This is a genomic window from Methylobacterium sp. 88A (genome assembly GCF_000376345.1).
Classification (GTDB): Bacteria; Pseudomonadota; Alphaproteobacteria; order Rhizobiales; family Beijerinckiaceae; genus Methylobacterium; species Methylobacterium bullatum.
Map to the genome: position 1 here is coordinate 654,670 of NZ_AQVT01000001.1, position 14,927 is coordinate 669,596.

14 protein-coding genes are annotated in these 14,927 nt (G+C 71.4%); 8 read left to right on the top strand and 6 right to left on the bottom strand.

What is annotated here, in order from left to right; translation table 11 throughout:
• Positions 1–146 precede the first annotated feature (146 nt).
• Positions 147–488 (top strand): DUF1491 family protein, encoded by a 342-nt coding sequence (locus A3OM_RS0102970; protein WP_018042246.1) that lies wholly within the window; start codon positions 147–149, stop codon positions 486–488.
• 24 nt (positions 489–512) lie between these two features.
• Here the strand turns inward: A3OM_RS0102970 and A3OM_RS0102975 are convergent, their stop codons facing one another.
• The 4 genes from A3OM_RS0102975 to A3OM_RS23410 all read right to left on the bottom strand — a co-directional run bounded on the left by A3OM_RS0102975 (position 513) and on the right by A3OM_RS23410 (position 6,556).
• Positions 513–1,646 carry a DUF2336 domain-containing protein gene (locus A3OM_RS0102975; RefSeq protein WP_018042247.1) on the bottom strand — a complete coding sequence of 378 codons (1,134 nt, stop codon included), beginning with the start codon at positions 1,644–1,646 and terminating at the stop codon, positions 513–515.
• Between the two features lie 107 nt (positions 1,647–1,753).
• On the bottom strand, positions 1,754–3,334 hold the full coding sequence (locus A3OM_RS0102980) for a heme biosynthesis HemY N-terminal domain-containing protein (RefSeq protein ID WP_018042248.1): 1,581 nt from the start codon (positions 3,332–3,334) through the stop codon (positions 1,754–1,756).
• 138 nt (positions 3,335–3,472) lie between these two features.
• On the bottom strand, positions 3,473–5,710 hold the full coding sequence (locus tag A3OM_RS23405) for a hypothetical protein (protein WP_018042250.1): 2,238 nt from the start codon (positions 5,708–5,710) through the stop codon (positions 3,473–3,475).
• A 102-nt stretch (positions 5,711–5,812) separates the two neighbouring features.
• Entirely contained in the window at positions 5,813–6,556 is a 744-nt protein-coding gene (locus A3OM_RS23410; protein WP_051074362.1) for a uroporphyrinogen-III synthase, read from the bottom strand.
• 149 nt (positions 6,557–6,705) lie between these two features.
• Between A3OM_RS23410 and tsaD the strand changes: the two genes are divergently transcribed.
• From tsaD to A3OM_RS0103020, 5 genes are read left to right on the top strand one after another with little or no spacing between them, the layout of a single operon-like run.
• Positions 6,706–7,749: a tRNA (adenosine(37)-N6)-threonylcarbamoyltransferase complex transferase subunit TsaD gene (gene tsaD, locus A3OM_RS0103000; RefSeq protein WP_018042252.1), complete on the top strand. Its 1,044-nt coding sequence runs from the start codon at positions 6,706–6,708 to the stop codon at positions 7,747–7,749.
• Positions 7,750–7,768: 19 nt separating this feature from the next.
• Positions 7,769–8,674 carry a GNAT family N-acetyltransferase gene (locus tag A3OM_RS0103005; protein ID WP_018042253.1) on the top strand — a complete coding sequence of 302 codons (906 nt, stop codon included), beginning with the start codon at positions 7,769–7,771 and terminating at the stop codon, positions 8,672–8,674.
• Positions 8,671–9,660, top strand: a complete 990-nt coding sequence (locus tag A3OM_RS0103010; protein ID WP_018042254.1) for an NAD(P)H-dependent glycerol-3-phosphate dehydrogenase — start codon at positions 8,671–8,673, stop codon at positions 9,658–9,660. The genes A3OM_RS0103005 and A3OM_RS0103010 overlap by 4 nt, the downstream gene beginning before the upstream one ends.
• The gene (locus A3OM_RS0103015) at positions 9,657–10,121 is read left to right on the top strand and encodes an opioid growth factor receptor-related protein (RefSeq protein WP_018042255.1); all 465 of its coding nucleotides are present in this window, start codon (positions 9,657–9,659) and stop codon (positions 10,119–10,121) included. The genes A3OM_RS0103010 and A3OM_RS0103015 overlap by 4 nt, the downstream gene beginning before the upstream one ends.
• A 50-nt stretch (positions 10,122–10,171) precedes the next feature.
• Positions 10,172–10,588 (top strand): EVE domain-containing protein, encoded by a 417-nt coding sequence (locus A3OM_RS0103020; protein ID WP_018042256.1) that lies wholly within the window; start codon positions 10,172–10,174, stop codon positions 10,586–10,588.
• Between the two features lie 37 nt (positions 10,589–10,625).
• On the opposite strand, the gene A3OM_RS0103025 is transcribed toward A3OM_RS0103020, so the two are convergent.
• Both A3OM_RS0103025 and A3OM_RS0103030 read right to left on the bottom strand, forming a co-directional pair.
• On the bottom strand, positions 10,626–11,288 hold the full coding sequence (locus A3OM_RS0103025; protein WP_018042257.1) for a response regulator transcription factor: 663 nt from the start codon (positions 11,286–11,288) through the stop codon (positions 10,626–10,628).
• Complete coding sequence (locus A3OM_RS0103030; RefSeq protein WP_081612610.1) at positions 11,285–12,760, bottom strand: ATP-binding protein; 1,476 nt, start codon at positions 12,758–12,760, stop codon at positions 11,285–11,287. Before A3OM_RS0103030 ends, A3OM_RS0103025 begins: the two co-directional genes overlap by 4 nt.
• Before the next feature lie 334 nt (positions 12,761–13,094).
• On the opposite strand from A3OM_RS0103030, the gene A3OM_RS0103035 reads away from it, so the two are divergent.
• Together A3OM_RS0103035 and A3OM_RS0103040 are read left to right on the top strand one after the other, a co-directional pair.
• Positions 13,095–14,129 (top strand): hypothetical protein, encoded by a 1,035-nt coding sequence (locus tag A3OM_RS0103035; RefSeq protein ID WP_018042259.1) that lies wholly within the window; start codon positions 13,095–13,097, stop codon positions 14,127–14,129.
• 22 nt (positions 14,130–14,151) lie between these two features.
• Positions 14,152–14,835: a hypothetical protein gene (locus A3OM_RS0103040; protein ID WP_018042260.1), complete on the top strand. Its 684-nt coding sequence runs from the start codon at positions 14,152–14,154 to the stop codon at positions 14,833–14,835.
• The last annotated feature ends 92 nt before the right edge of the window (positions 14,836–14,927 follow it).

Genomic DNA, 14,927 nt, shown 5'->3' on the forward strand with positions numbered 1-14,927 from the left:
AGGGCGAGGGAGCCGGGCGCCGCGATCCCATCACGGTGACTGAGATTGAAGAAATACCGGACGGTACCGAAGGTCGGATCGGGTCCACCTTTCGGCTCTCTTTGAGGCCGGTCCCCGCGCCACGCCTTCGGTGCTATAGGCGGGCCATGCCTCGCCTGCGCTCCGATTTCTGGGTCTCCGCCCATCTCCGCCGTCTTGCCGTCGAGGGGATCGACGCGGTGCAGCGTCGGCGCGGCGCGCCAGAGGCGGGGGCGATCTTCGTGAAGGTCGATCGCCTGGATGGCCGGGCCGATCTCTATGGTCCGGCCCCGCAATCCCTCGTCGATACCGGGGACGGGGCCGATCGCAGCTTCGTCCGGCTGATGAGCGAAGCCTCGCCGCCCGATGTCGAGCTCCGCCTCGGCAAGGAACTGCGCTTCGACGACGATCTCTGGATCGTCGAGATCGACGACCGCCAGGGCCGCCACCACCTCGATCTCGCCGAATAGGACGAGGCGAGGCCCCGGCGAGGGTCAGTTCGACGCCGATTGCCTCACGCGGCCGGGAAGGGCAGGGCGAAGCGGCGCACGCTCTGCGGCGGCCGGCGCCATGCGCGGGCGGACCGCATCGGGGGCGGTGTAGGGCTGGTGGGCAGTGCCGCCGTTGAGCCGCTCGGGCAGCGGCTTGTCGAGGACCGCGCTGAGAAGGTCGCGGGCCGCGCCGCTGGGGATGGTGCGGAACAGTTTCACCAGGTCGTAGACCCGGTCCACCGAGCGAGCCACGGTCTCGTTGAGGGTCAGGAAGACATACACTGCCTCCTCTTCATGCAATCCCGCCGCGCGAAGCGCGAGGGTGAGGAGTTCGTAGCGCTGGCTCGGGTCCGGTGTCGCGCCGAGGAAGTTGCGCTGGAGGCCGAGCATCTCGGCGAGGGCCGCGACGAAGCCGGCCACATCGTTCCTGCCCGAGAAACCGGTGAGGACGGCGCCCGCCTCGCGCGGCATGGGGGGCGACGGCCGAAGAGCCGCGCGCGAACCGACCGCCCGGCCGATCGCCTCGCGCAATTCTTCGTCGGCGAAGAGGAACAGCGGTGCCAGATCCCCCGGGGCGAGATCCGGTCTGGCGAGAAGCGCCTGGGCCAGGTCGGGCTTCGTCCGCGCGCGGCCGACGAGGAGGGCGATGGTGGTGCCCTGAAGGGCGAGCTGCCAGTTCTCGGCGAGAGCGAGATCGATGGCGGCCACGTCGCGCGAGGCCATTTCCTCGATGAGGCTGCGGCTCAGATCGGCCCTGCGGGCGATGGCGGCGGCGATGTCGGAGCCGTCGGCGAGGGCGGCTTCGATCACGCGGGCCGAGAGGTCCGGCGCCTGCGCGATGATGAGATCCCGGATCTCGCCACCGCGCGCGGCGAGCGCCGCGAGCACGGATTGCGGGGTCGCGGGGAAGGGCGCCAGCTTGCGCGCCACGATCTCCGCCGTCTCGTCGTCGACGGTGGGGATCAGACCGCCGGCGAGGGATTCGAACGCCTCCACCGTCTTCCGGTCCCGCACCGAGGCGGTGAGGAACAGATCGGTCTGCACCCGGAGGATGACTGGTTTCAGATCGAGGTCACCGAGACGCGACAGTTCGATCAGGCCGGAGAAGTCCGGCGCATCGTCGAGAGATGGGGACATGGCACTTCGTTTACGCAGAACTCGCTGGACACAGCTTTAGCGAGCTTGCGTGAACCGACCTTTAAAGGGCGCCGCCGCGGCGGCGCCCTTCTTGCCCCATTGCGGGATCAGCCGACCAGCCGGGCCTTGGTCTCGGCCGTGGAATCCGATCCCTTCGGCGGCGGGAACACCACCGGTGTCGCGGCGCCCGGCGCCATCGGTCCGGTTGACGGCGCGGAGGGGGCCGAGACCATCTTGGCCCCGTTCACGGCCGTCGGTTCGGCGGGCTTCGTCGGCGCGGCCACGGGTGCACTCACCGGGGCCGGCATCTCCGTGCCCGGAATCGAGGTCGCGAGCGCCGGCTGGCTGCGGTCGTCCCCGTCGTCGAGGTCGCCGGTCACGTCGTTGCCCGACGGGCCTTCGAGCAGCTCGGTGGGTGCCTTCCAGACGAAGGCGTCGAGATGGCCGGTGACGGGCGAGACCGGCGCCCAGCGCTCGGAAGCGACGCCGTCGGCGATCCACATGGGATCGCGCGGGGCATGGGCGGCGCGGGCCAGCCATTCGCGCGCCCGGCCGGAGCCGGCACCGTGCTCGGCTTCCTCGACCTTCGCCATGGTCAGGCAGGCGCGCACCGTGGGGCGGTCCGCCATGAGAGGCGACAGGGCCTCGCGGGCCTTGCCGAATTCCTGCGCTTCCAGGGCCGCCTGCGCCAGAGCGAGGCGGGCTTCGGGATGCCAGGTGGAGATCCGGGCCAGGTTTTCCGCCCGGGCGAGCCGGTCGCGCACGGAATCGCCGACACGCAGGCCGAGATAGACCTTGGCGAGATCCGGGTGGGGATTGGCGCGCCAGGCCGCCTCGACGATCTTGGCGGCCTTCTTCAGGTCGCCGCGCCGCGCCAGAAGGCGTCCGGCGACGCAGGCGGCGGGGACGAGGTCCGGCGCCAGCTTCACCGCGTCGAGGGCGCGCTGCGTCGCCGCCTCGGGTTCACCCGCCTCGCGGGTCTGTGCGGCGGCGGTGAGGAGCACGGCGCGCTGGCGGCGGGCGAGCCCCTTCTCGATGAGGCCCGAGGAGGCGCGGCGCTCCACCGTCTGCACGGCACCGCTCCAATCGCCATCGGCGCATTGCGCCTCGAGCATGGCCTCGTTGGCCCAGGTGACGCTGGGGGCGAGGCGTGCGGCCTCCGCGGCATAGGCGCGGGCAGCGACGTCGTCCTCGCGGCGGCGGGCTTCGACGAAGAGACCGCGCAGGCCCAGCACCCGCGTTTCGGGGTCGTTGGCCATGCGCTGGAACGCGTGTTCCGCCGCCTCGCGGTCGCCGGAGATCTGCGCCGCCTGCGCTTTCAGCAGGAGCGCCAGGGGCTCCGCGCCGAGCAGGCGCTCGGCATCGCTGGCATGGCGCCGTGCCGCGAGCGGGTCGCCCGAGCCGACCGCGACCATGCCGCGCGAGAGGGCCGAGAAGCCCTTGGCCCGGCGCCGCTCCTTGGAACCCCGGACCAGCGTCTCCGGCAGGGTGATGATGCCCCGCACGATGGCCCAGACGAAGCCGATGACGATGGCGGCGATGAACACGCCGATCAGGGCGATGGCGAGACTGGTGGCGAGCTCGTAGCCGTTCCAGACGATGGTGACCGTGCCGGGGCGGTCGGCGATCCACGTCGCCCCGAAGGCGGCGAGGGCGAGAAGGGCTAGGAAGGCGAGGGCGCGCCACATGGGATCACGAACTCCGGAAGGTGGCGTCGGCCGGGGAGGGGACGCGCGTATCGGGAAGGGCGGGCGCGCCGCGCCCACAGATGATGATCGAGGTTCCGCCGCCCGGCATGCCGGACGGCCGAACCGGAGGGGCGATCCTCACCGGGCGGCGCCGGTGGAGGGCAGCGCCTTGAACGCATCCGCCAGCAGTGCCTGCGCGGCATCACCCGCCGCGGCGCGCGAGGCGAGCTTGGTGCCGAACTCGCCGAACTGCGCGCGCACATCCTCGGGCAGGCCGGCGAAAGCCTTGGCCGCCTCGGCGATGGCGCCGCGATCCAGGGCATCCTGCACCTTCGGCACGGCGTCCTCGGCCGCGGCCTCGCCGGGGGCGGCGGGAGCGTCGACCTTGCGGACCTGGACGATGGATTCGGCCATGCTCATCAGGCGCTGCTTGATGTCGCCGGTCTCGGCCACCGACTTCGCCTGGGCCGCCTTGCGGATCGCGGCGATCCGCTCGGCGATGGGACGGAACTCGGCCGCCAGACTCCGCGCCGTCGGGGCGCCCTTGTCGGCGAAGGCCGCGACGGCGGTAAGCCGCGCCGGATCACCCGGCTCGGAACTGCGCAGGGCCGCCAGCGCATCGGCATAGGGCGAGCCGGTGTTCAGCGCGCCGACGATGCGATCCGCCGCCACGACCCGCATGGCGGCCTGGACGGTGGAGGCCTCCGCACGGATGGCCACGGCCTTGTCGAGGCCGGCAATCTTCTCGGATTGGGCCTGGAGGAGCCGCTCGACGCCCTTGGCCGCTTCCGCCGCCTGCGTCTTGTTGGCGTCGACCGCCTGCTGGCTCGCCTGCGTCGCCGCCTGGACCGCTTCCGTGGCCGCCTTCACCCGCGCTTCCAGGGTTTGCTGGAGGCTGGCGAGTTTCTGGGTCAGGGCCTCGTCCGCCTCCGAACTCGCCTTGGTCCTCTTCTCGAGGTCACCCTTCAGCGCGGTGACCTGGCTGGCCAGGGCATCGTCGGCAGCGGGCTTGGCCGCATTCTCCACCTTGCCCTCGACGGCCTTCAGCCTCTCGTCGAGGCCGGACAGCGCCTGGGGCGAGATCGCGGTGAGGGCGGCGTTGCCGGACTGGTCGCGGCCGGGCTCTTCCTGCAGGGCGGCGACGCGCTGGTCGAGCCCGTCGAGGCGGGCGACGAGATCCTGCGGCAAGGCCGCCGCGGGGGCAGACCCATCGGCCGGCGGGCTCGCCGAGGCGGAACCCGCCTTCTGTAACGCGTCCTTGGCGGCCGCATCGGCGGAGCGAATTGCCTCCGGCAGCGGCTTCAGGGTGGCCTCGTTGGCCCCGATGCGTCTGTCGAGGGCGGCAAGGGCGTCCTTCGGCGCGAGCGTCGCGATCTTCTGGTCGAGGGCGGCGATGCGCCCGTCGTCAGCGACCCCAAGGGCACCGGAACGCTCGACGGCAAAGAGCAGGCCCGCGCCGATCACGCCGCCGAGGAGCCCCGCCGCCGCCACCGAGCCGAAGCCGGCCCCGCCGCGCTTGGGTTCGGTCGCGGCAACGGCCGGACCGATCTTGGGCGTCGTCGAGCCGGCGGGCTTGGTATCGGAGCCGGCGGGCTTGGTATCGGAGCCAGTGGGCTTGGCATCCGACGGGGAGGAGGCCTTGTCCGCGCTCGTGGTGAAAGTGCCGGACCCGGACGGCTTCGTCGCGCTCGACGCGGAACCGGTCTTCGCGGCCTCGGCCGGATCGGGAACCCGCTTGGCCTTCAGGTCGATGATCGGCCCATCGGTGAGATCCGCCTTCGACGGCATGGACTGAGCGCCGCTGCCGGATGCGCCGGTCTTCGGCGGGTCGGTCCTCATGGAAGACGGATTCGCGCCCGCAGCGCCCGGACCGGCGGCCTTGGGCGGCTCGGACTTGAACGGCTCAGCCTTGGGAGGCTCGGATTTGGCGGGCTCGGATTTGAGACCACCGGCCTTGCCGGCGTCGAAGGGCGATGCCGCCGGCTTGGGCGGATCGGATTTGACGGGCTCGTTCTGGAGAGCAGCCGCCTTCGCGGCATCGGGCTTCGTATCGCCCGGCTTTGCTTCCGGGGGCTTGGCTTCCAGAGGCTTGCCTTCGGGAGGCTTGGGAGCCGTCGAGACCGGCGGCACGGCGGGCTTGAGTGCATCGGTCCGGACCGGCTGAGACGGCGATGCCGCAGGCTGCGTCGACGGCTTGACCGCACCGGGATTGGTCGCGCCGGGGGGCGTGGCACCGAGCGTCGTGGAGCCGGGAGTCGTCGTGACGGGCTTGGCCGTCTCAGGCTTGGCCGTCTCGGGCTTGCCTGCTTCTGGCTTGGGGCCGTTCGGCCCCGTCGGAGTTCCCGGACCTTTTCCGTCGCTGTTGGATGGATTCACGGGCGTCTTGCTCCCTTCCCGACTTGCGTCTGCCGCATGAAGCACCCCCGGCGCGTGTCGCGCTCGGTCTGCCGCCCTGCGGTCACAGCGTATGCGTTCGTCCTAACACCGAGGCTGCGGCCTCGGCGAGACCGCTTGTCGGAAACCTGATGTCAGACCCGCGAGAAGTGATACCTCGTTGGCCTGTTCCGCGACGAAATGGGGGGCGATCCCGGCCTGGGCCAGGGGAACCGCCACGTCCGCCGACAAGCAGTAATGCCTGAGCGCCGCGAAAGCTCCGCCATATCCCGCTTGCCAAGCGAGTTCGCAAGCCGTGGCCGCGCTTCTTCGTGAGTAGTGCAGCATGCCTGTCAGGGTGGAGGGGGGGCCGAGCGCCGTCGCCACGACGGTCGGCAGCGAGGCGACCGGTCGCGCCCCATAGGCGATGTGGGTCGTCACCCGGAACCCCGCTCGGGTCAGGGACGCCGCCGGCTCCGCCTTGCGGTCCTCGCCCGCCAGATGCAGGAGCGAGGCTCCCGGCGCGGCCTCCCGCACCACGAGGTCGACGAGATCGGCGGCGTTGCCATCCGCCGTCTTCACGGAGACGAACCCGCATTCGCGCGCCAATGCCGCCGTGCGCACGCCTACCGCGAAGACGGGGAGGTGGTGTATCGGCCGCCACTGCGAGGCTTGCCGAAGCGCGTTCGCGCTGGTGACGAGAATGCCGTCGAAGACGCCCGGAGGCAGGGGCGCACCGGTCGCCTCCACCACGAGGACCGGCGCCACCAGAGGCTCGTAGCCCAAAGCGGCGAGCCGCCCGGCCGTGCGCTTGGCCCCCGGCTCGGGCCGCGCGATCCATATCCGCATCGCCACCATCGCCCCGGATTCGCCCGTCGCCGAGGCGTTGGCAAGCCGCTTCGATGACACGTCTCCTCGGCGGGTGCCCATCGTTGCCCTCGGGCGCCATGCCCGGCTAGGGTGGAGACCTCCGTTTCCGTAAAGTCCAAAGCATCGCCATGAACGTCCTCGGCATCGAAACGACCTGCGACGAGACGGCCGCCTCGATCGTCATGCCGGGCGAGGATGGGCGCGGCCGCATCCTCTCCAACGAAGTGCTGAGCCAGATCGCCGAACACGCGGCCTATGGCGGCGTCGTGCCCGAGATCGCGGCCCGCGCCCATGTGGAGGTCCTCGACCGCCTCGTGGCCCGCGCCCTCGACACGGCCGGGATGACGCTGTCGCAGGTGGACGGTATCGCCGTGGCGGCGGGGCCGGGCCTGATCGGCGGGGTGCTGATCGGCCTCGTCACCGCCAAGACCCTGTCGCTGGTGGCGCGAAAGCCCCTCATCGCGGTGAACCATCTGGAGGCGCATGCGCTGACGGCCCGGCTCACCGACGGCATCGGCTTCCCCTATCTGCTGCTGCTCGCCTCTGGCGGGCACACGCAGCTCGTGGCGGTGAAGGGGGTCGGCGATTACGTCCGCCTCGGCACCACCGTGGACGATGCCATCGGCGAGGCGTTCGACAAGGTGGCCAAGCTCCTGGGCCTCGGCTATCCGGGCGGCCCCGAGGTCGAGCGCATGGCCGAGACCGGCAATCCCGAGCGGTTCGCCCTGCCGCGCCCCATGCTCGGCCGCCGCGAGCCGAACTTCTCCCTCTCCGGCCTCAAGACCGCCCTGCGGATCGAGGCCGAGCGGCTGGCCCCGCTCTCCGGCGCCGATGTGGCCGATCTCTGCGCCAGTTTCCAGGCGGCGGTGGTGGACGTGGTGGTGGACCGGGTCCGTGTCGCCCTGCGCGAATTCGGCTCCATCGCGGGCCATCCGACCGCCCTCGTCGCCGCCGGCGGGGTCGCGGCCAACGGCGCGATCCGGCGTGCGCTGACGACACAGGCCAACGAGGCCGGCCTCACTTTCGTGGCCCCACCCCTCTCCCTCTGCGGCGATAACGGCGCGATGATCGCCTGGGCGGGGATCGAGCGCTTGCGCCTCGGCCTCGTGGACGATCTTACCGCGCCCGCCCGCGCCCGCTGGCCCTTCGCCGAGGCGGCGGCGGTTGCCTGAGGGTGTTTTGACAGGGACCGTGCCGCCCGTCGCCCTGCAGAGGCGCTGGCGCGACCTCGTCGACCGGCGGCTTCCCCAGGCCGCCCGTGCCCGGCCGGAATGGCCGGTGCGCGTCGATCATTGCTTCGCGCGCATCCTTCTCGACAATGCCTGCGGCGGCCCCTGGCGCGAGAGCGTCGCCCCGCCGGCCTGGGCCAACATGCCGCCCGACCGACTGGCCTTCGCCATCGATCTCGGCGAGGCGGTGCTGGCGGCGAAGGCCGATCTCGGGCTCCTGAACCGGCGCTCCCTCGCCTGGCGCGGCAAGATCGGGCGCGCGGTCCCCACCTCGACCCCCGCCTCGCTCACAGGGCAGGGTTTCGTCCTCCGGCGCTGGATCAGGGCCGACGACGCGCCCTTCGCCGCGCTCAATGCCGATCCGGAGGTGATGCGGCATTTCCCCTCCACCAAGAACCGGAGCGAGAGCCTGATCGAGGCGCGCGCCATCGACCGGCGCTTCGAGTCCGACGGGTTCGGACCCTGGGCGGTGGAGCTGCCGGGGGAGGGCTTCGTCGGCTTCGTCGGCGCCATGCGGTTGATCCGGCCGATGCCGTTCGCGGGCGGGGACGTCGCCGGCTCCGTGGTGGAGATCGGCTGGCGCCTCGCCCGGTCCGCCTGGGGGCGTGGTCTCGCCACGCGAGCCGCGAGGCTCGCCCTCGCCGACCTGTTCGGGCGCTGCGGCGTGCCGGCGGTGGTCGCCTTCACGGCCACCGGCAACACACCCTCCCGGCGGGTCATGGAGCGGCTCGGCATGGCTTTCTCGGAGGACTTCCTCCATCCCGCCCTGCCGGCGGACCACCCCCTCCAGCCGCACGTGCTCTATCGCCTCTCGGCGGAGGGGGCGTTCGCAGAGGGGAACCAGGCGCCAGAGGATCATCGATCATGAGCGACCGGATTGCGGTGGTGGGCGGCGGCGCCTGGGGAACGGCGCTGGCCAACGCGGCGGCGGCCACGGGGCGGCCCGTGACCCTGTGGCTGCGCGACGGGGAGGCCGCCGCACGGCTTCAGGCCAGCCGCGAGAACGCCCGCTACCTGCCCGGGGTGACGCTGCACGACGGCATCCGCGCCACCGGCGAAGCGCGCGATCTCGCCGGGGCGGGCATCGTCCTGCTGGTGACGCCCGCCCAGACCCTGCGGAGCGTTCTGGAAAATCTCCGCCCGTCCATCGATCCGCAGGCGGCCATCGTGCTCTGCGCCAAGGGAATCGAGCGCGGCAGCGACGCCTTCATGAGCGCGGTGGCCGCCGAGGCGATGCCCGGCGCGTCGGTGGCGGTCCTGTCCGGCCCGAGCTTCGCGGCGGATGTCGCCCGCAACCTGCCCACCGCCGTGACCCTGGCCGCCGGGGACGGCGATCTGGCCGGCCGCCTCGCCGCCGCCCTGTCCGGCCCGGCTCTGCGCGTCTACCACACCGACGACGTGCGCGGCGTCGAGATCGGGGGGGCGGGCAAGAACGTCCTCGCCATCGCCTCCGGCATCGTCGCGGGGCGCGGCCTCGGCGAGAGCGCCCGCGCCGCCCTGATCGCGCGGGCCTTCGCCGAGCTCATGCGCTTTGCCCGCGCCTATGGCGGGCGGCCCGAGACGCTGATGGGCTTGTCCGGCCTCGGCGATCTCGTGCTCACCGCCTCCTCGCCGCAATCGCGCAACTTCGCCTTCGGCCAGCGCCTCGGCGCGGGAGCCACCCCGGAGGAAGCCTCCGGCGGCAAGCTCGCGGAAGGCGCCTTCACCGCCGCCGCCCTCATCGCCCTGGCGCGCCGCAACGCGGTGGAGATGCCGGTGGCCGAGGCCGTGGCCGCCATCGTCTCCGGGGAAGCGAGCGTCGACGCCGTGGTGGCGGGTCTCCTCGCCCGCCCCCTCAAGCGGGAAGCCGAATGAGCACGGGGCCGATCCACGCTTACCTTGCCGGTCACGGGCGCGACGGCGCGCGTCGCAGCCTCGCCGACATCCTCGCCTTCGACGATGCGCGGATCGAGGGCGTCCACGACTACATCCAATGGTGCTTTCCCCTGGCCGAGGCCAGCCGCGCGGTGCCGGGCGCCCCGGTGCTCGGGCAGGACGAGGCCGAGGCGATCCGCGCCGACGAGACCGCGCGAGCGGGTCTGCGCTCGGCACTCGCGCGGATGCGGCTCTTCTATACCCGCACCGACGGCTGGCTCCGCCCCTACGACCACAACCACCTGCGCATCACCCGGATTCTCACCGCGATCCGCCTCCTCCTCGGTCCCGCCGAAGCGGAGGCGTTCCACGCCTTCGTGACCGCGCGCAACGCACAAGCCGGCTCGCCCATCAACCAGGACAGCCTGCGCTACTGGGGATCGACCCTCCGCGACGCCTGACGGCCACGCTTTCCCGCGCTAAGGAGGCGCGACGATCGAAAAGGCGACCGATGGCGTACTGGCTCTACAAATCCGAACCCAAGACCTGGTCCTGGGACCAGCAGGTCGAGGCGGGGGAGCACGGCACGCCCTGGAACGGGGTGCGCAACCACGTGGCCAAGCTCAACCTCATGGCGATGCAGGTGGGCGAGCGCGGCTTCTTCTACCATTCCAACGAGGGCAAGGCGGTGGTGGGGATCGTCGAGGTGATCCGGCCCTACTATCCCGACGACACCGACCCGACCGGCCGGTTCGGCATGGTCGACCTGCGGGCCATCGAGCCGCTGAAGAAGCCGGTGACCCTGGAGGCGATCAAGGCCGAGCCGCGCCTGAAGGCGATGGTGCTCGCCAACAATTCCCGCCTGTCGGTGCAGCCGGTGACGGAGGAGGAATGGAGGATCGTGCGGGAGATGGGTGGGCTGGGCTGACCATCCGGCACCCGCGCCGTCACGACGGCGACGCGGCTCAGCCCTGCCGCTGCGCCTGGGTCACGGCCACGTGGATGAGTTCGGCCAGCGTCCGCACGCCGAGCTTCTGGCGCATCTGCGAGCAGGCGTTGGTGACGGTCTTGTAGCTCACCGACAGGTCGCTCGCGATGGCGCCGTAGGACTTGCCCTGGGCGAGGCGGGTGAGGATCTGCTGCTCGCGCGGGGTCAACTGGCTTTCGGGCGTGCGGCGCGGGTCGGTGCGCAGCATGGCGACCTCGGTGGCCAGACGTCGGTCGAGATAGACCTGGCCGGAACGGACCTTCTCGAACGCCTCGAACAATTCGACCGAGGCGTGGTCCTTCAGCACATAGCCCAGCGCCCCGGCCTCCAGCGCCCGCGAGACGATCACCGGGTCGTTGTGCATGCTGAAGACGAGGATGCGGATGCCGGGCGAGGCGCTGCGCATCCGGCGGATGAGATCGAGGCCCGCGAGCCCGCTGCCCTGGAAGGTCAGGTCGCAGATCACCATCGACGGGCGCAGGCGGAAGAACAGGCGATAGCCGGCCACCGTGCTGGTGGCCTCGGCGATCCGCTCGATTCCGGCGTCTTCGAGGACGCGGCGGCAGCCCTGGAGGACGATCGGATGATCGTCGATCACGAGGACGGGCGCCTGGGTCGATGTCGGTGTGAACGCGTTCATGCGGGAACGATCGGGCTCGTGTCCTCGGCCCGCTCGGGATCGAGCGGTATCGCTATCCGGACAACCGTCCCCGGCGCCGCATTGTCAAGCCGAAATGTGCCGCTGAGCGCTTCCACGCGCTCCCGCATCCCCGATAAACCCATTCCGCCGCGAAACCCGCCATCGAGGCTGGCGGATGGGGTGCCGTGGTCGGCGGGCAGGCCGGTGCCGTCGTCGCGGATGACGAGGCGGAGCTCGTCGGCGGCCGCGCGCTCGCTCGCTTCCACCGTCACGGTGCGGGCCGCGCCATGGCGCACGGCGTTGGTCATGCTCTCCTGGATGCAGCGGAACACCGTGAGATCGATGAGGTCGCCGTAGCCGCGGGCGAGATCGGTGAACGTCCCCGAGAACGTCGTCCCCGGATGGCGGCTGCGGAAGTTGCGCAGGAGCAGCTGCAGGCACTCGGCGAGCGGCACCTGCCCGAGGGCGTGCGGGCGCAGGCGGTTGAGGAGGTCGCGGTTGAGGCCCTGGACCTGACCGACGATGGCGCTGATCTCCTCGGCGCGGGCGGCGAGCTTGCTGCGGTCGGGCTCGGTGGCGCCCTGCGCCATCCGCGTCACCGAGGCGGCGTTCGCCTCCAGGGCGAAGAGGCAGGGGCCGAACTCGTCGTGGAGCTCCAGGGCCGTGCGGCGCCGCTCGTCGTCCTGGGCGGTGAGAAGCTGCCGGTTGAGGCGGCCGTTCGCGGCGCGGGCCTCGGCGAGCGCCCCGGCCACGCTGTTGAAGCGCTCGGCGATGACGGAGAGTTCCCGCGAGGCCGGCGGGTCGAGCCGCGCGGTGTAATCGTGCCGCTCCAGTTGGGTCAGCCCGTCGGCGAGCTGGGTCAGGGGGGCGAGGACCCGGCCGAAGGCGATGTAGAGGGCGCCGAGCAGGCCGAGATTGAGGCACAGGCTCGCCAGCGAGAGGGAGACGGTATAGCCCCAGACCTCGTCGATCTCGTCGAGGGGCTCCGTGGTGATGAGGGCGGTGCCGATCCGCTGCTCCTGCGCCACGATGGGCAGGTCGTCCCGCTGCGGCGTCGGGGCGATCAGCTCGGCGAACCAGCGCGGCGCCAGATGGGTCTCGCGGCGGGGGCGGGGATTGGCGAGGGCCACCTTGCGCCCCTCTGCATCGAACACCGCCACCCGGACGTGGCGAAGCCCCTGGACGCGCAGTTCCAGGGTCTGGAGCAGGCGCGCGGGCGAATCGGACTGGGCGAGACCGATCGTATCGGAGACGATCAGCTCGATATTGGCCAAAGCCGCCTTCATCTCCACCTCCACCGCCGAGCGGGCGTTCACCACGATCAGGCTGAAGGAGACGAGGGCGGCCAGGAGGTCGATGGCGAGGACGAGGACGACGAGGCGTGCCCGCGTCGGCAGGGCGGCCCAGGTCGGGCGTCGCGAGGCGCCACTCGCGGTTTCCACGGGGGGAGGGCCTGGGGGAGACAGGGTCATCGTCGATCGTACCGGGATGGATCGGGGGCGGCGTCGCGCTTGTAGCGATATCCCATCCGCTTGGAATGCGCGCATCCGGAACGGCGCGCACCGCGCTCCTTTCTCCCCGCCGCAAGGCCATCTGGAAATGGCCTCCGGCCTCAAGTCCTCGCCGGATACCGAGCGTTAAGCGACAATGCTTTATCGAGATTCATGTGAGCGACGACACGGGCGTGACTGGCGAGGTGTCCGAGGACATCTTTGTGCCCGAATGTCGGCCTCACGTCGGCACTACGCCGTCGCGATTCCGTGACGGTCAAACGTTTTTTTCGAGCATTGCTAGAGAACTCGCCCGATGATGCAGGTTGCCATCGACCCGAGCGAAAGGCGCGACACCGGCTCCCGCGGGCCGGCTCCTGCCAAGCCGGCTCCTGCCAAGCCCGCTCCGGCCAAGCCGGCACTGGCGCGGCCGGTGAAGCCCGTGGCGAAGCCCGCCGCACGCGGTCGCATGATCGCCCTCGGGACGCTCGGCTGCGTGGCCGTGGCCGGCCTGTCCTACGCGGCCTATTCGGCGATGGGCAGCCTCGCCGGCCCGCAGGTGGTGCGGCCGAACCTCTACCAGATGCAGAAGGCGCAAGGCCCCCAAGCCAAAGCCGCCGATTGGCCCGACCTGCGCGACGGCGTGCCGGCCCTGGCCTCGGCCACCGGATCGTCCGTGCCGCCCCGTGATCCCGGTATCCAACTCGTGGAAAGGCGTGCCCTCGTCGAGGAGCCGGCGACGGCCGAGACGTCTGCGAAGGTCCAGAGCCCCGCATCGGTCCAGGCCGCTGCCAAGGTCGAAGCCGCTGCCAAGGTCGAAGCGCCCGCGACGGTCGAAGCTCCGGTGACGCTGGCGGCGGCGACGCCCGTTCCCCCCGTCGTCAAGGCCGAAGTGCCGCGCTCGAAGGCATTGCCGCCGATCGAGCCGGTGAGTCTCGCCCTGCCGCCCAACGCGCTCTCGCCCATCGTGCCGAACCGCGTCGCCGCCGTGATCGCCCCGAGCGCGGCCCAGACGATCAAGGCTCGCTCGGCCGAGATCAGTTTCGCGTCGCTTCCCGCCGAGCCCGCCCGGACCAAGGCCGAGCCGGTCAAGCCCGCCGCCAGCGTCGTGGCGAAACCCGCCGCCGCCAAGCCCAGCGTGGCGGCGGCAAAGCCCAAGCCGGTCAAGGCGGCCAAGCCCGTGCAGGAGGCCAACGCCGAACCCGCAGCGGCCCCCGCCGCCGCGCCGGAACCCGAACAGAGCGAGATCTTCGGCCTGAAGGTGCCGTCCCTCGCCCCGGCCGGCCGCAAGATCGCCGAGAGCGTGGAAGCCCTCGGCAACGCCGTGAAAAACTTGCCGAACCAGTTCTGACGGGCGAGCCATGCGACGGTGCATGGCAGTCCTGGCCTGTCTCCTCGCGGCAGCCTCGGCCCTCGCCGATCCGCTTGGTCGCCAGGGGACCGTCATGAATCCCGACTGGCTGGTGGCGCCTCGTATCGGGATCGGTCGCCTCGTCTTCGGCCTCACGCCGGAGGAGGTCGCGGCGGTGGCGGACCCGGTCTACGGTTCGCCCTCGCCGCTCATCCGAGGTGCGCAGGCCGCCGCCGATGTGGACGCCATGATCGCCGAGCTGGGTCCATCCCTGTCGGCGGCCGACATCTCGGCCATGAGGCAAGCCGCCACCGATCTGGTGAGCCTGGACCGGCAGAACCTCGAGAAGGACCGCACGCCGATCCTTCTGGAATACCGCGACGGCCGATTGGACGGCGTGACGGTCGAGGCGCGGCATGCCGAGACGCATGTCTGGAAGGAGCGCGTCTTCTCGCTGACGGCGAGGGAGGTGCTGCGGCTGTTCGAGCGGGCGAACGGTGCCCCCGGCCGGTTCCGGTCCACCGAAGCCGCCTTCGACAACCTCGCGGTCTCGCTCTTCTCGTTCAGCCGGGTCTCACCGGACGGCAAGGTCCAGGCGGTGCGGGAGGACGACCCGGATTTCACGGGACGCTCCGTGACCCTGCGCCGGGAGCCCTACCGGCCCGCGAACGAGATGGACCGGTTCGTCACGGCGTCGTTCGAGTGACGGAGCGGGCTCGCCGGTACTGCTCTTTCCCCTTGAGCGGCTGGCTTCATACCTCTGCTTTGACAAGCAGACGGCGTCCCTCTCCCCCTTGT